The organism is Algibacter marinivivus (assembly GCF_003143755.1).
In the GTDB taxonomy this organism is placed as follows: Bacteria; Bacteroidota; Bacteroidia; order Flavobacteriales; family Flavobacteriaceae; genus Algibacter_B; species Algibacter_B marinivivus.
In genome coordinates this window covers 257686-278212 of record NZ_QFRI01000003.1, presented here as the reverse complement: position 1 = coordinate 278212, position 20527 = coordinate 257686, and the positions used below count along the sequence as shown (strand labels likewise).

General features: G+C 31.3%; 19 protein-coding genes. 9 read left to right on the top strand and 10 right to left on the bottom strand.

Annotated elements, in window-relative coordinates:
* Positions 1 to 168: 168 nt before the first annotated feature.
* Both DIS18_RS12870 and DIS18_RS12865 read right to left on the bottom strand, forming a co-directional pair.
* Positions 169 to 2073, bottom strand: a complete 1905-nt coding sequence (locus tag DIS18_RS12870) for a RecQ family ATP-dependent DNA helicase (protein ID WP_109353488.1) — start codon at positions 2071 to 2073, stop codon at positions 169 to 171.
* Between the two features lies 1 nt (position 2074).
* Positions 2075 to 2614 (bottom strand): AAA family ATPase, encoded by a 540-nt coding sequence (locus tag DIS18_RS12865; RefSeq protein ID WP_109353487.1) that lies wholly within the window; start codon positions 2612 to 2614, stop codon positions 2075 to 2077.
* Positions 2615 to 3196: 582 nt separating this feature from the next.
* On the opposite strand from DIS18_RS12865, the gene DIS18_RS12860 reads away from it, so the two are divergent.
* From DIS18_RS12860 to murA, 3 genes are all read left to right on the top strand, one after another.
* Positions 3197 to 3490 carry a DUF493 family protein gene (locus DIS18_RS12860; protein ID WP_109353486.1) on the top strand — a complete coding sequence of 98 codons (294 nt, stop codon included), beginning with the start codon at positions 3197 to 3199 and terminating at the stop codon, positions 3488 to 3490.
* Between the two features lie 65 nt (positions 3491 to 3555).
* The gene (locus DIS18_RS12855) at positions 3556 to 4203 is read left to right on the top strand and encodes a DUF4290 domain-containing protein (protein ID WP_109353485.1); all 648 of its coding nucleotides are present in this window, start codon (positions 3556 to 3558) and stop codon (positions 4201 to 4203) included.
* Between the two features lie 6 nt (positions 4204 to 4209).
* Positions 4210 to 5517, top strand: a complete 1308-nt coding sequence (gene murA / locus DIS18_RS12850; RefSeq protein WP_109353484.1) for a UDP-N-acetylglucosamine 1-carboxyvinyltransferase — start codon at positions 4210 to 4212, stop codon at positions 5515 to 5517.
* Position 5518: 1 nt separating this feature from the next.
* Here the strand turns inward: murA and DIS18_RS12845 are convergent, their stop codons facing one another.
* The 4 genes from DIS18_RS12845 to DIS18_RS12830 all read right to left on the bottom strand — a co-directional run bounded on the left by DIS18_RS12845 (position 5519) and on the right by DIS18_RS12830 (position 9647).
* Positions 5519 to 5752, bottom strand: a complete 234-nt coding sequence (locus DIS18_RS12845) for a hypothetical protein (protein ID WP_109353483.1) — start codon at positions 5750 to 5752, stop codon at positions 5519 to 5521.
* 91 nt (positions 5753 to 5843) lie between these two features.
* The gene (locus DIS18_RS12840; RefSeq protein ID WP_146191830.1) at positions 5844 to 6227 is read right to left on the bottom strand and encodes a hypothetical protein; all 384 of its coding nucleotides are present in this window, start codon (positions 6225 to 6227) and stop codon (positions 5844 to 5846) included.
* Positions 6228 to 6327: 100 nt separating this feature from the next.
* Positions 6328 to 6957: an SGNH/GDSL hydrolase family protein gene (locus tag DIS18_RS12835; RefSeq protein WP_109353481.1), complete on the bottom strand. Its 630-nt coding sequence runs from the start codon at positions 6955 to 6957 to the stop codon at positions 6328 to 6330.
* 206 nt (positions 6958 to 7163) lie between these two features.
* Complete coding sequence (locus DIS18_RS12830) at positions 7164 to 9647, bottom strand: M1 family aminopeptidase (RefSeq protein ID WP_109353480.1); 2484 nt, start codon at positions 9645 to 9647, stop codon at positions 7164 to 7166.
* A gap of 215 nt (positions 9648 to 9862) precedes the next feature.
* Between DIS18_RS12830 and DIS18_RS12825 the strand changes: the two genes are divergently transcribed.
* From DIS18_RS12825 to DIS18_RS12815, 3 genes are all read left to right on the top strand, one after another.
* A complete protein-coding gene (locus DIS18_RS12825) occupies positions 9863 to 10396 on the top strand; it encodes an inorganic diphosphatase (RefSeq protein WP_109353479.1) in 534 nt (177 codons plus the stop codon).
* Positions 10397 to 10525: 129 nt separating this feature from the next.
* Positions 10526 to 12934, top strand: a complete 2409-nt coding sequence (locus DIS18_RS12820) for a sodium-translocating pyrophosphatase (protein WP_109353478.1) — start codon at positions 10526 to 10528, stop codon at positions 12932 to 12934.
* Between the two features lie 87 nt (positions 12935 to 13021).
* On the top strand, positions 13022 to 14017 hold the full coding sequence (locus tag DIS18_RS12815; protein WP_109353477.1) for an App1 family protein phosphatidate phosphatase: 996 nt from the start codon (positions 13022 to 13024) through the stop codon (positions 14015 to 14017).
* A 19-nt stretch (positions 14018 to 14036) separates the two neighbouring features.
* Here the strand turns inward: DIS18_RS12815 and DIS18_RS12810 are convergent, their stop codons facing one another.
* The 4 genes from DIS18_RS12810 to DIS18_RS12795 are packed head-to-tail and all read right to left on the bottom strand — an operon-like array spanning position 14037 to position 17607.
* Positions 14037 to 14651, bottom strand: a complete 615-nt coding sequence (locus tag DIS18_RS12810) for a deoxynucleoside kinase (RefSeq protein WP_109353476.1) — start codon at positions 14649 to 14651, stop codon at positions 14037 to 14039.
* Between the two features lie 3 nt (positions 14652 to 14654).
* Complete coding sequence (locus DIS18_RS12805) at positions 14655 to 15434, bottom strand: hypothetical protein (RefSeq protein ID WP_109353475.1); 780 nt, start codon at positions 15432 to 15434, stop codon at positions 14655 to 14657.
* Positions 15435 to 15467: 33 nt separating this feature from the next.
* Complete coding sequence (locus DIS18_RS12800; RefSeq protein WP_109353474.1) at positions 15468 to 16151, bottom strand: response regulator transcription factor; 684 nt, start codon at positions 16149 to 16151, stop codon at positions 15468 to 15470.
* Positions 16144 to 17607: a sensor histidine kinase gene (locus DIS18_RS12795; protein WP_109353473.1), complete on the bottom strand. Its 1464-nt coding sequence runs from the start codon at positions 17605 to 17607 to the stop codon at positions 16144 to 16146. Before DIS18_RS12795 ends, DIS18_RS12800 begins: the two co-directional genes overlap by 8 nt.
* A 126-nt stretch (positions 17608 to 17733) precedes the next feature.
* On the opposite strand from DIS18_RS12795, the gene DIS18_RS12790 reads away from it, so the two are divergent.
* The 3 genes from DIS18_RS12790 (at position 17734) to DIS18_RS12780 (ending at position 20517) form a co-directional block, all read left to right on the top strand.
* Positions 17734 to 18552, top strand: coding sequence for a GLPGLI family protein (locus tag DIS18_RS12790; RefSeq protein ID WP_109353472.1), 819 nt, complete (start codon positions 17734 to 17736; stop codon positions 18550 to 18552).
* A 76-nt stretch (positions 18553 to 18628) separates the two neighbouring features.
* Positions 18629 to 19480, top strand: a complete 852-nt coding sequence (locus DIS18_RS12785) for a GLPGLI family protein (RefSeq protein ID WP_109353471.1) — start codon at positions 18629 to 18631, stop codon at positions 19478 to 19480.
* A gap of 137 nt (positions 19481 to 19617) precedes the next feature.
* Positions 19618 to 20517 (top strand): GLPGLI family protein, encoded by a 900-nt coding sequence (locus DIS18_RS12780; protein WP_109353470.1) that lies wholly within the window; start codon positions 19618 to 19620, stop codon positions 20515 to 20517.
* The last annotated feature ends 10 nt before the right edge of the window (positions 20518 to 20527 follow it).

Genomic DNA, 20527 nt, shown 5'->3' with positions numbered 1-20527 from the left:
TATCCCTAACGCGGGTATATCTGCAAACTTCTGTTTTTTATTTGGATTTTTTTAATTTTTGGAAAGGTTCGTTTAACGTTTTTACGGATATGCGTCGTTTTAATGACTTATATCCGACGTTAAACGAAGGTAGCTGAAATTTTTTACAAAGTCAAGTCATGTTATAATTCATAAATGACTTAATTTATAGGTGTTAGTTGGTGTTATTGTAATGATTTGATGTTCTAATAATAGCTTTAAAACGGTTTTCATATCCTTTTCTTCACAATTTAAATGCGCTATTATAGCTCTGGAAGATTGCTCTCCGTTTTCTAATAATTGAATAATATCCTTTTTTATACTTTTTAAATCCTGTGGCTTCTTTTTCTTTTGTTTGTTTATACAAACAGAACACACACCACAAGGCTCTAATTTTTTTTCTCCAAAATAGGCGAGGAGTTGCATGCTTTTACAAACCGAATCGTTTTCAACATAGTCAAGCATCGCTTTTACTTGGCTTTGCTTTAATTTGTTTTGCTGTTCTATAATTGATGCTATTCTGTTAATCGTTTTATCATCTTCTCGTGGTTCTATAAACGTAATTTGTGCATCGGTTTTTGCTAAGCTTAAATCTATAATTTTATCGCTTTCTAGTTTTTGAAGTGTTTCAATTATAGTATGTTCTGGTACAGATGCTTTTTCGGATATTTTAGATACATCTATTTTGGTAACATGATCAAAAACACCACCATATAAGCGCAAAATGGATTTAACAGTAATACTAAGGTTATTATGTGTTTCTAGATAGCTAAAAAGTGTATTGTTTGATGTTATAAATTGTACAGTAACCTTGTTTTTAAATTGTTTAGATAAGCTTATAATACTATTTCTGTCTAGCAATAAAATGGCATTATAGCATAAAATAGAACTGAAATTGTAGGTTTTGCAAAAGGTGTTAAAATCAAAATCGAAGGTTTGATATTCACCTTCTCCATAAGAAATTTGAAAATAACTACAGAGTTTTCTATACACTTGTTTTACCAAATCTACATCTGGTAAAACGCTTAAAAATTGATTTTTTACTAATGCTTTATCACTATCGTTTTTTAAAATTATGGCAAACGCTTTTTCTCCATTTCTTCCAACTCTACCAGCTTCTTGAAAATAACTTTCAATGCTTTCAGGGAGGTTTAAATGTATAACCGTTTTTACATCTGGTTTATCAATACCCATACCAAAAGCATTTGTAGCAACCATAACTTGCTTTTGGTTGTTTAACCACCCCGACATGTTGGTGTCTTTCTCAATGTTTGAGAGTCCGCCATGGTAGTGTGTTGCCGTTATGTTTTTAGAATTTAAAAATGCACTTAGTTCTAAGGTTAATCGTCTATTTCTAACATAAATAATGGACGATTCGGGATTCTTTTTTAGGATTTTTTCAAGACGATAGTATTTATCGTTTTCATGAAACACCATGTATGCTAAATTGGGTCTTAAAAACGATTGTTTAAAGATTTTTGGGTTTATAAAATCGAGTTCTTTTACAATGTCTTTTACTACGTTTGGTTTTGCTGATGCGGTTAAGGCTACCATATTTACACTGGGTTGCAGTTGCCTTAATATGGCTATGTTTTTGTATGCTGGCCTAAAGTCGCTTCCCCATTGTGAAATGCAATGTGCTTCGTCTACTGCAATAAGGTTAACGTGCATTTGCCTAATCCTATCTTGAACGAGTTCTTGTTGTAAGCGCTCTGGCGAGAGGTATAAAAACTTATAATTTCCGTATATACAATTGTCTAAAAGTGTATCTAATTGGCTATAGCTTATACCGCTTGTAATAGACATGGCTTTAATACCTTTGTTATTTAAGGCTTGCACTTGATCTTTCATAAGTGCAATAAGCGGCGATACCACAATACAAATGCCTTTTTTTGCTAAAGCTGGGATTTGAAAACAGAGCGATTTTCCACCACCTGTTGGGAGCAGAACAAAAGTATCTTCGCCCTCGATAACCGTATTTATAATGGCTTCTTGCTCTGGCCTGAAACTTGTAAACTTCCAATAACGCTCTAATATGTTTATTGGGTGTTCCATTTTATAAGTTTACTGTTTTTAAGATGAAGTTTGTTCGGTTTTCTACCGTATCAAATGGGACATCTATTAACGTGTAATTAAACTTTTGGTAAGTATTTACTAGATGCTCGTGAATTTTTAGGGCTTGATCGAAACTTTCGTAACGCTCGTTATCACTTCTGTAAATGGCTTCCCATGGCTTTAAAATGAATACTAAATTGTAGGGTGCATTTTTGCAGGTTTCTACAAATGCGTCTGGATATTTGTCTCCTATATAATCCATGTATGCTAAAACATCTGGAATGCCTCTATCGAAAAAAACGGTTTGATTTTTATAGATATCGGCTTCTATGTATTGTTTTTGTCTACCTTTTAATAGCATTTCGCTAAATAGTAATGGGTTGGTTAAAAATAGTTGGTCTATACCTTGTTTTTGAGCATCGAGGGTGACTTGACGTGAAATTTCTTCAAGACAGGTGTGTCCTTTTTTTATAAGGTTATTAATTAATGTAGATTTTCCAGTTCCTGGACCTCCAGTTATTACTATTTTTTTTGTACTCAATATTGTAATATTTGCTGTAAAAATCGGGATTTATATGTTGAAAAAAAAGCGGAATGGTAACTATTGCAAGTGTGTAATGGTTTTGGTGGTGCTGTTTGTGTATTTTATAATAAATAAATAGTTTTTAGTTTGTTCATTTTGCCTTGATGCACTATTTAGTTTGAAATGTCTGGTAGACATTTTAAAGTAAATACAAAACCAAAAAATCACGGTCAAGCCGAGGAATTTTTCTTCTGTAAAAACAGAAGAAAACCGATTTGAAAACTCCGCGTCGAACTTTGTTCTCCTGTTTTCGGAGCTTTTCAAATCTATTCTGCGCCTTGACGTTCAATTCTGTGAATTGATTTGGGTGTTGACTTTTTATTATTTTTTTTTGCTAATGGCTAATCGTTGAAGTACTGACTTTTGCTAAGTAACCCGCGCTAGGGATTGTAGTGGATAGCCCACAGCTTTTGCACCTTAGTGCATAAGCGAGGACTTGTAACGGAAAGCCCGACCCTTTTGGGTAGCGCCCAAATAATAATATGTATTATGTTTTAAAATGTGTTTTGGTGCCGTATATTTGCACTTTATTTTTATGTTATGAGCACACCTCCAAATTCTGAAGAATTTTACAAGAAATTAAAGACACAGTTGCAAGATACGGCGCTTTGGCCTACGGAATATTTGTATAAATTTATTGTGATTTCTGATAAGGAAAAGATTAAGAGTATTGCATCTATTTTTAATCATTTAGGGGCTGTGATTGATACTAAAGAGTCTAAAAACGGTAAGTATACCAGCGTTTCGATTAACGTGAGAATGAAAAATCCGGATGCTGTTATTGAAAAGTATAAAGAGGTTGCAGAAAAAGTTGAAGGCGTTATAAGTCTTTAGTTTTTTTTTGTACTTTGCGCTTGCATAACAACTACGTGCAACAACATTAACTCTACACATTTATTTTGATAGATAATTTAGAATACAACACAGAGCGTGAACATTTGATTATTCCTGAATATGGACGCCATATGCAGAAAATGATTAATCATGCTAAAACACTTGAAACAAAAGAGGAACGTAACAAAGTGGCGAAAGCTATTATTGCTGTTATGGGTAATATGCAGCCGCATTTAAGGGATGTTCCTGATTTTCAGCATAAACTTTGGGATCAGCTTTTTATTATGTCTAATTTTGAATTGGATGTAGATTCTCCTTTTGAAATACCAACTAAGGAAATTTATGAGGAACGTCCTGACCCATTGGAATACCCGCAGAATCACCCAAAATATCGTTTTTATGGAAACAATATTAAAACGATGATTGACGTTGCTAATACTTGGGAGGAAGGTGAATTGAAAGAAGCATTGCTTTACACGATTGCCAACCACATGAAAAAATGTTTTTTAAATTGGAATAAAGATACGGTTGAAGATGCTGTAATTTATGATCATTTATTTGAGCTTTCTGGTGGTAAAATAAACTTGAAAGATAGCGAGGAGGATTTGTCTGAATCTTCTAGTTTATTACGAACAAAAAGTAAATACTCAAATAACAATAATAAGAAACACCACAAAAAGAATTCTAATAATCGCCAAAGAAAACGCTACTAGTCAAGCATGGGAACATTTAAGATTGAAGGTGGCCACCGTTTAAAAGGAAAAATACAACCTCAAGGTGCCAAAAACGAAGCATTACAAATTTTATGTGCTGTTTTATTAACTCCAGAACTTGTTACAATTAATAACATCCCTGATATTGTTGATGTTAACAAGCTAATAAGTTTACTTAAAAAACTTGGTGTTAAAGTTGAAAAGCTTGGAAAAGGATCTTATAGTTTTAAAGCTGACGAGGTTAATTTAAAATACTTAGAGTCTCAAGCGTTTAAAGAAGATGGTAAAGGATTAAGAGGTTCTATAATGATTGTTGGACCTTTATTGGCTCGTTTTGGTAAGGGATATATTCCTAAACCTGGAGGAGATAAAATTGGTCGTCGCCGTTTAGATACGCATTTTGAAGGTTTTATAAATTTAGGAGCAAAATTTCGCTACAACAAAGAAGATTTATTTTATGGTGTTGAAGCAGATAGATTAAAAGGTGCGTACATGCTTTTAGATGAAGCATCTGTTACAGGAACCGCAAACATTGTTATGGCTGCAGTTTTAGCCGAAGGGACAACCACAATTTATAATGCAGCTTGTGAGCCCTATTTGCAACAACTTTGTAAAATGCTTAACCGAATGGGGGCAAACATTTCTGGTGTAGGTTCAAATTTGTTAGTTATAGAAGGTGTTGATGCTCTTGGTGGTACAGACCACAGGATGTTGCCAGATATGATTGAGATTGGAAGCTGGATAGGTTTGGCTGCTATGACTAAAAGTGAATTAACTATTACTAACGTGAGTTGGGATGATTTAGGTGTTATTCCTACAGTCTTTAGAAAAATAGGTATTACTGTTGAGCGTCAAGGTGATGATATTCATATACCTGCGCATACTGATGGTTATGAAGTACAAAATTATATTGATGGTTCTATTTTAACCATTGCAGATGCCCCATGGCCTGGGTTTACTCCAGATTTGTTAAGTATTATTTTAACGGTTTTAACTCAAGCAAGAGGAAGTGCTGTTGTGCATCAAAAAATGTTTGAAAGTAGATTGTTTTTTGTAGATAAGTTAATTGATATGGGCGCGAAAATTATTCTTTGTGATCCGCATAGAGCTACTATTATTGGTCACGATTTTAAATCTACATTAAAGGCTACTACCATGACTTCTCCTGATATTAGAGCAGGTGTTTCGTTATTAATTGCGGCTTTGTCTGCAAAAGGGACTTCAACTATTCATAATATTGAACAGATTGATCGTGGATATGAAAATATTGACGAACGATTGCGTGCTATTGGTGCCAAAATAGAGCGTGTCTAGTTTATGATGCTTGAAAATTAGAATGTACTACTTTTAACTTGGGTAAAAAACTTTTTTCGTATTCTAAAAGATCTTCTTTTTTTAGTGTTTCAACATAATTGTGTAAAACTGAAAGCGGTATGTTTATACAGTCTGATGTTTTAATATGATTTTTAAATTCAATTTCTAAAGTTTCATCTTTTTTATTAAAACGAAGATTTTTTACAAATGAGGGTTTTAAGCTGAGGCGTATCATAACTATTTGGTTTTGAAGGATATGTTGTAAATATACTTCTAGAATTACTCATTTCAAATACGCACATATACGTATTTTTAATTTATAGCTACTACTTAGTTTTTATCATTTCGAGCTCTAAATCTTTTAATTGAATATCATTACCCCTCGAAATGCAGGTATAACCGTTATTATAGGTTTTAATAATTGATACTTCAAATATTTTTCCAATAGCATTTTTTAATTCGGGTTTAGAAACGCTTTTACAAGTTAAAGTATAAACACACTCTGATTTCCATTTAATTACACTTTTAATTTCAACTCCTGTTTTACTATTAATTTCAGTTTGAATTGAATCATTTCTTGTAATAGTCCATTCTGAGTAATTAGGGTTTAAAAACTTAAACTCCCCAATTTTAAAATCTACGCAGGAATTGTTTTGACAGAATAATGACAATGAGGATAGAGAGAGAATTATTATAAAATTGATTCTCATATTTGATTAGGGTTGATTGGCTAATCAAATATAAGGATTTTCTTATATATTTAAATTTTTTTTCTGTTAAAGGTGTAGCTTATTTAATAAATAGTGATAATTATTTTAAATGTTTTTTTAGGCTATTAAAAATAACATCTGCTGCAACTTTACTACCTTTTGGAGAAGGATGAAAACTATCTAATCCATAGTAATCAAACTTTTTAGTAGAATCAAAATAGTTTTTCCAAACTTTTCCTACTGGACATAAAATAGCATTATTCATTTTTGCAGCCAATTGATGATTTTTTATAACATCATCAAAAGTATGATAATACCTTAAAGATGGCCAGACCATGTAGTAGGCAAGTAGTACGTTATTCTCTAAACACAAATCACTATATTTTTTTCCGTAATTGATGAGCATTTTTTTTCCTTCGGATTGAGAAGATGGCCCTTGCTGAATTATTACGATATCAAATTTTTTACTAGAAATAAGTTTTTGAACTTTCCCATCTTTCCAATGATCTGAGATTGCATAATTTGGAAAAGCTATAACTTCAGTATGAATATTGTATCCGGAGTATTTCGCCTTAGTTTTTACTAACTCTGGTAAATTATTTGTGTAAGTTAAACTGTTTCCAATAAATAGTATATTATTTACGACAGGCTTATTTTGCGCTTCAGTATTAAACTGAAAGCAAAAAAAGAGCGTTAACAAAAAGAATTTTTTCAATGTATTGTAAGCCATATAGCTATAATTATTTTTGACTTTTTTATATTATGCATAACTAAAATTTATGCATTGTATAAAAAATATAAATAAAAATATATTAATAATGCGTGCTATATTTGCTTAGGGAAATGTAATATAAGTTAATCGTAAGTAATAATAAAATTTAGTTTAGTTAGTTTTTTAATAAGCCTTGTGTATTTTACACAAGGCTTATTTTAATTTTATTCAACCTTTACACCTTTGTAACTTTCATCTTCTTTAGATAATTTAATAGTCATTTTATTTGTTTCTTTATTGCTAGCAAATTCCACTTTGGCATTAGGCATTCCTTTGACTTTAAATTCGGTTTCTGATATTGGATAGAGAGAATCAGCTGGTTGTCCAGCAAAATTGATGTAAAGACTCATGTCTTTTCTATATATTTTAACTTCAAAACCTGGATCCATTTTATAAGTACCAACATAAGTGTCTAAAACGCTTTCAGTGATTTTATTTTCTTTAAAAGTATCAAACTCAGAAACTGATTCAGTCTTTGGAAAGCTATTATTTTCCATATTAGTATCTGCAAACTCAAAATTAGGGTCTAGATTCACTTTACTAACTTCTTTGTCTTTAATAAAAGTTTCTTGAATTTCATATTCATTTCGTCTCCAAATATCAGAAGGTAACGTATTTGTTTCAGAAGTTCCATCAGTGAAAATCCATTCAATAGTAACTGGCATAACTAATCCACCTAAGTTTTTAATAGTAACCTCATAAATATTTTTACCTGACAATTGTTTTCTAACTGCTGCATCATCTATTCGAGATAAAAATTGACCATAGGATTGGTCTGGAGTAGTAGTCATAGTTACTACTTCAGGACCATTAGAAAAATCTTTAGCTTTTGCATTAGCATTGCTTCCATTTGCTGCAATTTTTGTTTTAGAATTATTTTTTTGATCTTCAATATTAGAATTTTCTTCATACACTTTAAACCATTTTACGTTACTCAATTCCATATCAACATTATCAGTTGTAAAAAACCATCCTCTGTAAAACCAATCTAAATCAGTTGCCGAGGCATCTTCTAGAGTTCTGAATAAATCTGCAGGATTTGGATGCTTATATTTCCAACGGTTTGCATATTCTTTAAACGCTTCGTCAAAGAGCTCTTTTCCCATAACAGAGTTTCTTAATATTTGTAAACCAACAGTAGGCTTCAAATAAAAATTTGCTCCAAACTGTGATAATAATTCATTATCAGAATTCGTCATAATAGGTCTTAAAATATCTTTATCTCCACTCATAAATGGTACTATAGATTTTGGAGTAACACTATTCCAACCTGGGTAGCGTTCTGCAACTGTGCGTTGATGTAAAAATGTATTTAAACCTTCATCCATCCACATCCATTTACGCTCATCAGAACTTACAATCATAGGGAACCAATTATGTCCAACTTCATGTATAATAGTACCAACCATTCCTTGTTTTGCACCATCACTAATTTTACCGTTTTTTGGGCGCCCACCATTAAAACTAATCATCGGGAATTCCATTCCAATATTTGAGGTGTTAACTGAAATACAAACAGGGTAAGGGTAATCAAAAGTAGCTTCTGAATACACTTGTAAAGCATGCATAATAGCTTTTGTAGATTCTTCTTGCCATACTGGTAAACCTTCTTTTGGGTAGAATGACATGGCCATTACAGTATTAGTTGGTAGTTTTACTGCTTGAGCATCCCACATAAACTTTCTAGACGAAGCAAAAGCAAAATCTCTAACATTTTTGGCATTAAATTTCCATGTTTTTTGTTTAGTAGATTTTTCTTTTTCGTTAGCTTCTGCCTCTTCTTTAGTGATAACCATTACTGGTTTGTCAAAAGATTTTTTGGCTTGTTCTAATCTTTTGCGCTGTGTTTTTGTTAGAACAGATTCAGGGTTTTGAAGTGTTCCTGTTGAAGCAACAACATGATCTTGAGGCACAGTGATTTCAACCTCATAATCACCAAATTCTAAAGCAAACTCTCCAAGTTTTTGAAATTGTTGATTTTGCCATCCTTCAGTGTCATTATAAACAGCCATCCTAGGAAACCAATGTGCAATTAAATAAACCGTATTATCATCTTCAGGAAAATACTCATAACCTTCCCTTGATAATAAAAACATACTTCTATCAGTAATCGGGTAAGACCAATCAATTAACAGCTTGGTTGATTCACCAGATTTTAAAACGGTATTTAATTTAACTTTCATCATGGTATTGTTTACCATGGTTTTAATGTTATTCCCGTTAGCATCTTTAACTGATTTTATCGAATATCCTGCTGGAAAATCTATCGCTCTAGTAAGAAACTGCATTTGTCTTGTAGTAATAGAATCTTTCATTCTATTATTTATACTACCAAAATCTTCATTTTCTTTCTTGTTTACATTTTGTTCTAACTGAATCCATAAATAGCTTAAATCGTCAGGAGAATTATTGAAATAAGTGATGGTTTCTTCTCCTGTAATGGTGTTATTCTTTTCATCAAGAACAGCTTTTATTTTATAGTTTGCTCTTTGTTGCCAATAAGCACTTCCTGGAGCTCCACTTGCAGATCTATATGCATTTGGAGGAGAAATCATATTGTCTATGGGTTCAAATTTTCCTTTCCAAGGTTGATTTTGAGCTTGAAGATTAAATGCAAAAAAGAGCAGTAAACAGATTGTTGTACGCATGATTCGTTAATTATTTAAGTTAGTCATGCACAATATAGCAAATATTGATGTTAAATAGTAGGGATTATTTAATATGATTATGTTAAAGTTGTACTTATGTAAAAAGAAAATTATGAATAGCTTTTTTGTTGTTTAAAGTTAAAGTGTTCTGTACATTTGCAACCTTAAAATTATGAGTTATACAACCTAGATTTAGGGTTTCAAAATATATTATTATGAGTGATGAAAAGAAAAAAAGAGTAGCATTTGATGTGTTAATAGAAATACCAAAAGGAAGTAGAAATAAGTACGAATACGATTTTACTTTGCATAAAATTCGTTTTGATAGAACCTTGTTTTCTTCAATGATGTATCCTGGTGATTACGGTTTTATTCCTGAAACCCTAGCACTAGATCAAGATCCATTAGATATTTTAGTGTTATCTACAGAGCCTTCTTATCCAATGGTAGTGATGGAAGTAAGACCAATTGGTGTTTTTCATATGACAGATGAGAAAGGACCAGATGAGAAAATTATCTGTGTGCCTGTTTCTGATCCTGTTTGGAGTAAAAGAAGTGATATCTCCGATTTGAATCCACATAGACTAAAAGAAATAGAACACTTTTTTCAAGTATATAAAGACTTAGAGAAGAAAAAAGTAGATACTGGAGGTTGGGGAAATGCTGAAGAAGCTATTAAAATATATCATGAATGTGTTGAGCGATATGATAATAGTGAGCATAAGAAAAAGAGAACTTTTACTATCTAATTAGTATATTCTCAAAATATTGATAAAAAAATGAGCCATCTTTAATTAAAGGTGGCTTTTTTTATCACTTATATTTTCATATTTTCGTCCAGTTAAAAAAAATAATTAATTTAAAACTGACTAACTAATATGGAATTAATAGTAAAATTTTTACCACTTTTTGGAGTTATCGCTCTGATTTTCGTTTTTCTAAAAAGCGGATGGGTTTCAAAACAAGATGTTGGTAATGAAAAAATGTCACGCATAGCTAAAAATATAGCTGATGGTGCGATGGCATTTTTAAAAGCTGAATACAAAGTTTTAGCAATTTTTGTTGCTGCAGTTGCTGTCTTACTGTACTTCAAAGGAACAAACGAAGTCGGTTCAAATGGAATGGTCGCTGTATCATTTATTATTGGTGCTATTTGTTCTGCTTTAGCAGGGTTTATTGGCATGAAAGTAGCAACCAAAGCTAATGTTAGAACCACTGAAGCTGCAAGAACCTCATTAGGGCGCGCATTAGAAGTTGCATTTGCTGGAGGAGCTGTAATGGGCTTAGGTGTAGTAGGTTTAGGTGTCTTAGGATTGAGCGGATTGTTTATTTTGTATCAATCAATCTGGCCTGGAGCCGAAAACTTATCAATGGTACTAAATGTGCTTTCGGGATTTTCATTAGGTGCTTCATCTATTGCTTTATTTGCTCGTGTTGGTGGTGGTATTTATACCAAAGCTGCTGATGTTGGTGCTGATTTAGTTGGTAAGGTTGAAGCTGGAATTCCAGAAGACCACCCATTAAACCCTGCAACTATTGCTGATAATGTTGGAGATAATGTTGGAGATGTTGCTGGTATGGGAGCCGATTTGTTTGAATCGTATGTAGGTTCAATTATAGGAACAATGGTATTAGGTGCTTTTATATTAACTCCAGATTTTAATGGTTTAGGAGCTGTGTACTTACCTTTAGTTCTAGGAGCAGTAGGTATTATAATGTCTATTTTAGGTTCGTTTTTTGTAAAAGTTAAAGATGGAGGAAATCCACAAACAGCTTTAAACATTGGAGAGTTTGGTTCTGCAGGATTAATGGTAGTAGCATCTTACTTTATAATTAATGCTTTAATTCCTGAATCTGTGGATGGTTTACCTTTTGGAGCAATGGGTGTGTTTTGGGCAACAATTGCTGGTTTAGTAGCTGGTTTAGGAGTTGGTAAAATAACTGAATATTACACAGCTACAGGAAAAGGACCTGTTAATTCAATTGTTGCGCAATCAGAAACTGGTTCTGCTACAAATATTATTTCTGGTTTAGGTGTGGGCATGATGTCTACAGCAATTCCAATTATTTTAATTGCTGCAGCTATTATGATTTCACATCATTTTGCGGGTTTATATGGTATTGCAATTGCCGCTGTTGGTATGTTAGCAAATACAGGTATTCAATTAGCAGTAGATGCTTACGGACCTATTTGTGATAATGCTGGTGGTATTGCTGAAATGGCAGAATTACCAAGTGAAGTTAGAGAGCGTACAGATAAATTAGATGCTGTGGGTAATACTACTGCAGCTGTTGGTAAAGGATTTGCAATTGCTTCTGCAGCTTTAACAGCTTTGGCATTATTTGCTGCTTTTATGAAGACAGCTGGCGTTACTGCAATTGATGTGTCTCAGCCAAAAATTATGGCAGGATTATTAGTAGGTGGTATGTTGCCATTTGTGTTTTCTGCATTATCAATGAATGCCGTTGGTAGAGCTGCTATGGCAATGATTGAAGAAGTAAGACGTCAGTTTAGAGATATACCAAAATTAAAAGCTGCTTTAGAAGTTATGAGAGCAGTTGATTCTGATATGACTAAAGCAACAAAAGAGCAAAGAGCCATTTTTGATGAAGCTGATGGTGTTGCAGATTATGGAAAATGTATTGATATTTCTACAAAAGCATCAATTAAAGAAATGGTATTACCAGGTTTATTGGCAATAGTTGTACCTGTTGCTGTTGGATTCTTAGGAGGTGCTGAAATGTTAGGAGGTTTGCTTGCTGGTGTTACAACTTGTGGAGTACTAATGGCAATTTTCCAATCTAATGCAGGTGGTGCATGGGATAATGCTAAGAAAACTATTGAAGAACAAGGAAGAAAAGGAACTGAAGCTCACAAAGCTGCTGTTGTTGGTGATACTGTTGGAGACCCTTTTAAAGATACTTCTGGTCCTTCATTAAATATTTTATTAAAATTAATGTCTGTTGTAGCATTAGTAATTGCACCTAGTATTGCAATGTCTGCTGATGATGTAACAGCTTATGCTACTAATACAAATGTTTCTGAACAAGTAGAGGTGTCAAAAGAAGTTAAAGTTGAAATGACTAAAAATGATGAGGGTTTAACTAAAGCTGTTGTTACAACTGTAACTACTAAAAATGGTGAATCATCTACTGAATATGAAACTTTTGAAGGTACTGAAGCAGAAGTTAAATCTAGTATTGAAGCTTTAAAAGAAGAAGGTAGAGACATTTTAGTTGAAACTAAAAAAATTGTAAAAGAAGTGAAAGAAGAAGTTGTTAACTAGACACTTTTGTTTTCTTTTTTCAAGAATAAAAAACCACGCTTTTCTGCGTGGTTTTTGTATTTTTAAGCTGAATACCTAGTAACAGTTATGTTTAAAAAAGATCCGCTTCAAATTATTCCCTTTGATACTTATGGAACAAAATCACATTTGTATCTAAAAGGTAGAGCTTTAGAGGATGAAGATATAGATTTAGATAAAAAAAGTTGGCTTAATCTTTTAGTAAATTCTTGGAAACGTTTTGAAACTGATGAAATAAGAAACACACCTATTACTATAACAATAGCTGATAAGATTGTAATAAATTCAACTACAGATGCTGAAGGTTATTATCTTATTGATGAGTCAATAGAAACAATTAAAGAACATATAGACTCTAACGGTTGGCTTCGTTATATGGTTTCATACGGCAATAGTAAAAAGTCAAGACAAATTCAACTCGGAAATCAATTTTTTGGAGAAATGCTTATTCCAAAGGAAAAATCTAGTTTTGGGGTTATTAGTGATATTGATGACACCATATTACATACTGGAGTTGCCTCAACTTTAAAATGGCGTGTTGTTGTTAATACGTTTTTTAAAACACCACATAAAAGAAAGGCACTTGAAGGTTCTGCAGATTTTTACAATATGCTCCATCGTGGAAAATTTAATAATGATGCTAATCCAATATTTTATGTAAGTAATAGTCCTTGGAACTTATATAGATACTTAAAATTCTTTTTGAAGCGAAACGGTTTCCCTAAAGGTCCTATTTTGCTGAGGGATTTCAGAACACCGTTTGATAGAACACCTAAGACTGAATTGGCACATAAATACAATGAAATCTATAATATTCTTGATACATTTCCAGATTTAAAGTTTATCCTTATAGGAGATTGTGGAGAAAAGGATGCATATATTTATTTAGATGTTGTTAAAAGATTTCCTAATAGAATAGCTGCAATTTATTTGAGAAGTGTTGAACATTCTAAGCGAATGAAACGTATTTCGTCTTTATTTAAAGACTATAAAGCAGTTCCTGTAAAAATAATCAAGACTAGTGAGGATGCTTTAAATCATGCTAAAAGCAATAATTTTATTTAGTATACAAATAAGAGTTAGACTAAAAGAGTCCGTTTATTTCTGCATCAATTGTATTGATAACATATCCTAAATCTTCTGGATTGTCAACAAAATTCAAATTATCAACATCAATTATCAATAATTTACCTTTGTCGTATCCATGAATCCAAGCTTCGTATCTCTCGTTTAGCCTGCTTAAATAATCAATACTTATTGTGTTTTCGTAATCTCTTCCGCGCTTGTGTATTTGAGACACTAAATTTGGAATAGAACTACGCAAATAGATTAATAGATCTGGACCTTGTACTAGAGATTCCATGAGGTCGAAAAGCGATTTGTAGTTTTCAAAATCACGATTAGTCATTAAACCCATAGCGTGAAGATTGGGTGCAAAAATATGAGCATCTTCATAAATGGTTCTATCTTGAATGATATCCTTTCCACTTTGGCGAATTTGTAAAACTTGGCGAAATCTACTATTTAAAAAATATACTTGTAAATTGAAACTCCAACGTTCCATTTGGTTGTAAAAATCATCTAAGTATGGGTTGTCTACTACATCTTCTAATTGTGCTTCCCACTTGTAATGTTTTGCTAAGAGTTTTGTGAGAGTTGTTTTTCCAGCGCCAATATTTCCGGCAATAGCAATATGCATAATTTACTTAATTTTTAGTTGATTCTCATGTAGGATTTCGTTGTTGTAAATATACAAGGTTTCATTGGTTACAAAAAACTGATTTATCAACAAATTTGAAGTTGCTATAGGAATGATTTTATTACTATTCTTATTTAAAAAAAAGAGCTCATTACCTCTTTTTAAGATAATATTCTCGTTAGTTTCCACTAAGGTTGTATAACCGTCATTTACTATTTTTTTGATTAAACTACCAAAGTAATTGTATGTGTATAGATAGTTTTCAGTAAGCAAGTAGCAATAGTTGTAATTGCTTTTTAAATCAAGTACATTGCTTCGAACAGGAACGGTTTGCGCTCGATTTGTTCTGGTTTTATAATCAAACAATTCAAGCTTTTGTAAGTCTTGATTAAAAGTCCAAATGGTATTATCATGCCCAGTAGAAATATGTGTTACATTTTTATACGGAGAAAGAGCGTTAAAGTCTATTTTAAAAATTTCTGCTAAACGATTGTCCAATATAATTACTGTATTAAAATCTTTGTAAAAGAGATTAATTTTTAATGGATTAAAAGCATTAGCAGAATGAAGATTGCCTAATTGTAAATTATTATAAGTTATGTTTTTAGTATTGGTTTTTTTATGAATTACATCATCTATTAAATAGTAAATGGTGCCAAAATTATCTACAGATACCAAGGTTTCGGCTTTTAAGTGAGTTTTCTTAATAAATTTAGCTTCAATTGATTCTTGAGCGAATATTGAAGTAGTAATGAACAGAATAAAGTAAAAGGTGTATTTCATTGCAGTTTGAAAAGTACAAAAATCAAACCACTTTTAGCAAATTAACTTGTAGCCATAACCACGAACATTTAGAATTTCTAAATTAGTATCCTTTTTAAGTTTTTTTCTAAGTTTTGTAATAAACACATCCATACTTCTTGCACTGAAAAAATCATCATTACCCCAAAGTTTATTTAATATTAAAGAACGGTCTAAAACCTTATTTTTATTTTTTATGAGATGAAACAATAAATGGGCTTCTCGATGGGTAAGTGATACTACTTCTTCATTTTTAAATTGAAGTGTTTGCTTTGGAAAGTTAAATATATATTGGCTTATATTGATTATATCAGACTGTTTTTGTTCTTTAGTTCTATTAAGTAAATTATTAATTCTAACAATTAACTCTTCTATACTAAAGGGCTTTTTTAGATAATCGTTACCTCCAATAGAAAATCCTTCAACAACATCTTGAGTTTGCGATTTTGCTGTTAAGAATATTATAGGAATGGCACCATCAATATTTCTAATATCCTTTGCTAATGTAAAACCGTCTTTTTTGGGCATCATAACATCAAGTACCAATATTTCAGGAGTCTCTGTTTGATATTTTTTTAAAGCAACTTCACCATTTTCGCATAGTATTACCTCAAAACCTCTAGTCTCTAAGCTTTCTTTAATAATTTGCCCCAAAGCAGCTTCATCTTCTGCTAATAAAATTTTTATTGGCTTATTCATGAGGTAAAGAAATTTTGAATGTTGTTAGATTATTTTTTAAATCTAAATAAATACTTCCGTTATGTTTGTCTATTATAGTTTTAGTATAGTATAAACCAATACCAAAACCTTTTACATCGTGTGTATTGCCTTTAGGTATTCTATAAAATTTCTCAAAAATACGCTGCTTATTTTCTGGTTTTAATGTATTACCATTATCAGAAATAGAAATATTTATTTGATTTGAACTTTTAACTAATTCAACAGATATTTCATCACCTCCATATTTTATGGCATTATCTAAAATATTATTTATGGCATTTTCAAAATGAAATTTGTCTACTTGAATGTTTAAAGATTCAGGTTTTATGAAGTCAGTGAATGATTTCTTAGGATTATGAATTTTATATCTACTTATAAGTGTTTCTATTACCGGAACAATATCAACATACTCTTTGTTGAATTCTAATAATTCACTATCCAAAGTTGCTGTTTCCAATAGTTTTTCAACCATTACATTTAGCTTTGAAAGCTGATTAGACGACATTTTTATATACTTCTTTGTCTTTTCTTTATCATCTATAGCATTAAAACTATTTATGCTTTCTAAAGCAACACCAATAGTAGCAATTGGTGTTTTAAATTCATGAGTAATATTACTTATTAAATCATTTTTTATTTCAGCAAGTTGTTTTTGGTTTTTTATAATTTTTAGCAAATAGAATAATGAGCTTATTATTGCAATAACCAATAATGTAGAAATTAAAATACTACTCAAACCTTGTTTTAAAATAATATGTGTTGCATTAGGGTAAGCAATTTCCAGTAGTTCATTCTGCTTTAAAAATGTAGACTTAGACTGTGCTTTTAAAAAATTAGGCTTAATGTTTTCAATATTATAAACATTATATAAGCTGTCGTTTTTGAAATGTTTTAAAACAAAATCAATGTTTAATTGCTTTCTTTTAAGTTCACTTTTAACTAAAGGGTTTAATTTGGAGAAGTCTAAAGTGTCATTCTTTATTGAAATAAAAATTGAGGTAATACCTTTTAATAATTTTATACTATCTGAAGCTTTCTTTCCTCTTATTACTTTTATTTTTGATATATGGTTTTTATCATTACTAAAATGATATCCATTGCTAGAATCTGTAAACTGTGTGTATCCTGAAATACTTTTGATGTCAACAGACCTAAGATCATGCTTAATATCTCTAATAACGGAATCAGTTTTTAGCTCTTTAAAATTATGGCTAAATGCAATACTATCAGTTTCAATAATGGTCATATTATTAGACTCAGCTAATTCAGCATAATAAGTATCTAAAGCATTATCTAAACTTAATTGTACCTGATTTACAAAATTTTGTTTATTAAGTAAATAGTTTTTGTAATTCCAATAGCATTGTACTACTATAGTTAACACTGTAGTTGTTATAATTAAATATAAGACCCACCTGTATTTTTGTTCGTTCATTAATCCAAAAGTAAATGTTAAATATTAATAAAACCAATTGGTTAACACACGTTAACACTCGTTAACTTTAAAAAATGAAATTCTGTTACATATTTGTACATCATTAATCATAAAACGAATACAGTTATGAAAATTAATCATGTTTACCTTTTACTATTTCTTTTCACTTCAAGTGTAATAGCTCAAAACTTTCAAGGTGTTGCGACATACAAATCGCATAGAAAAGTAAATTTAAAAATGGATAATAAGGAGATGAGTGATGAGATGCAGAAACAAATTCAAGAGCAACTTAGAAAACAGTTTCAGCAAGAATACACACTCACTTTTAATAGGCACGAATCCATTTATAAACAAGAAGAAAAATTAGATGCTCCTAATCCTGTTCAATCTGGAATCACAATAAAAGTATCTCAAGGTTCTGATATTTTGTATAAAAATATAAAAGACGGTAGGTTTTCAAATAAATCCGAAATTTATGGAAAAGTGTTTTTAATTAAAGATACGCTAACTAATAGAAAATGGGAGTTAGTAAATGAGACTAAGAATATTGGAAACTATACTTGTTTTAAAGCCATTTTTAAAGATGAATACACCACAGAAACTTTTACACAAGAAGGGAAAATAGAAAAAATAACCAAGCCAAGAACAACCACAGTTTGGTATACACCTCAAATACCAATTAACAATGGGCCTGCACAATATTATGGGCTTCCGGGGCTTATTTTGGAAATGAACGATGGTGATTTAACTTTAGTTTGTACAAAAATTGTTTTGAACCCTGAGGAAGAAATTGAAATTGTTGAACCAACAAAAGGCAAGGTAGTTTCTCAAAAGGAATTTGATGATATTCAAGAAAAAAAATCAAATGAAATGATGGAACAATTCAAAACAAAAAAAGGAAGACATGCTGATGGTGATAGAGTTATGATAAGAGTTGGAGGGTGATAATTTTATTTAATAAATATGCTTTCAAATATTTTGTTTAATAATTTATTACATTTGTTAAACAAAATAATTTACCATGAAAGCATTTACTATTAAAGTTATAGCATTAATCTTAATTACCTTAATATCTATATCAGTTCAATCTCAGGATTTTCAAGGCAAAGCGTATTATTTTTCAAAATCTAAAATGGAACTAGGCAAATGGGGTGCAAAACTAAGTGCGCAGCAAAAAAAGCAAATTCAAGAACGTTTAAAGAATAGATTAGAAAAAACATATATTCTGACTTTTAACAGGGAGGAATCTATATTTAAAGAAGATGAGAAGTTAGATGCTATGTCTGGAGCTACAGATACTTGGGGTAAAAATTTCACTCCAGGATCTCAGTACAAAAACGTTAAAACAAATACACTTTTACAAGAGCAAGAATTTTATGGGAAGAAGTTTTTAATAAAAGATAAGCTTCAAGAATTAGAATGGGTTATGGGCTCTGAAACGAAAAAAATAGGTAATTACACATGTTTTAAAGCGGTAAGTGTTTTGCCTCAGTCAGAACTAAATTGGTGGTCGTTTTCATGGGATAAATTAAGAGTTAAAGAAAAGAAAACGGACTCAATTGCTAAAGAAATAACTATTAATAAACCTAGTAATATAGATGAAACCATTCCTTTGGCTCAAATAGAAGCATGGTATTCGCCACAAATACCAGTAAGTCAAGGCCCTCTAGAATATTGGGGGTTACCTGGTTTAATTTTAGAAATAAGCGTTGGAGACACAACCATGCTATGCTCTAAAGTAGTTATAAACCCAAAAGATAAAACTAATATTGAAGCTCCTAGTAAAGGAGAAGTTGTTTCAAAAAAGGAATATCAAAGTATTATTCTGAACAAAATGAAGGAGTTTAGGGATAATAGAGGAAGAAGGTATTAAAGATGAAAATAGTAACAATAAATAATTTAACTTTTTATTAACCATTTTGATTTAAACCTTGTTCAGACATTGCGGTCTAAACCTAGTTAATAATTAACTATGTTTGTTAAACATTACAATCGTTTAAACTTTCCGCAATGAAAATCTCTATTATTAAATTTTGCATGTTATGCTTTATTCTTCTATTTACTATTTCAGTTGATGCTCAAGACTTTCAAGGTAAAGCGTATTATTTTTCTAAGACAACCATGGATATGAGTCGTTTTGGTAGAGGTAGACAAATGAGTGAGCAACAGAAAAAGCAAATAGAAGCCCGTATGAAATCTTGGTTAGAGAAAACCTATGTGCTAACTTTTAATAAAGAAGAGTCAATATTTAAAGAAGATGAAAAATTAGCTGCACCAGTGAATGGTAGAGGACCAAGTGTATGGGGAAGTAGTTTTTCTGCAGGACCTCAATATAAAAATATAAAAGAAAAAGTGTTTTTACAAGATCAAGAGTTTTTTGGGAAGCAATTTTTAATAAAAGAAGAAATGTTACCACTTGAATGGAAAATGGGTACTGAAACGAAACAAATAGGTCAGTATTTATGTTTTAAGGCTACTGCAAGAAAAGTATCTACTGATGTTGATTTCAGCCCACCAAGAAGAGGTAATAATAATGAAAAAAAAGCAGATTCGCTTAAAGTTAATAATGATTCTACAAAAACAAAGATAAAAGGTGAAAAAGTAGAAGAAGTAAAAGAAGTAAAAATGATTGATGTTGTTGCTTGGTATACCCCACAAATACCGGTGAGTCAAGGACCTTCTGAATATTGGGGATTACCAGGATTAATTTTAGAGGTGAGTGCTGGAAATAATACAATGCTTTGTTCTAAAATAGTACTTAACCCTGAAGAAAAGGAAGAGATAGAAGTTCCTAAAAAAGGAGAAGAAGTTACTAAAAAGCAATACAACGATATTATCACTAAAAAAATGCAAGAATTTAGAGATAATCGTGGAAGAAGAAGAGGAGGATCAGGAGGCGGTAGACGATAAATATTAAATT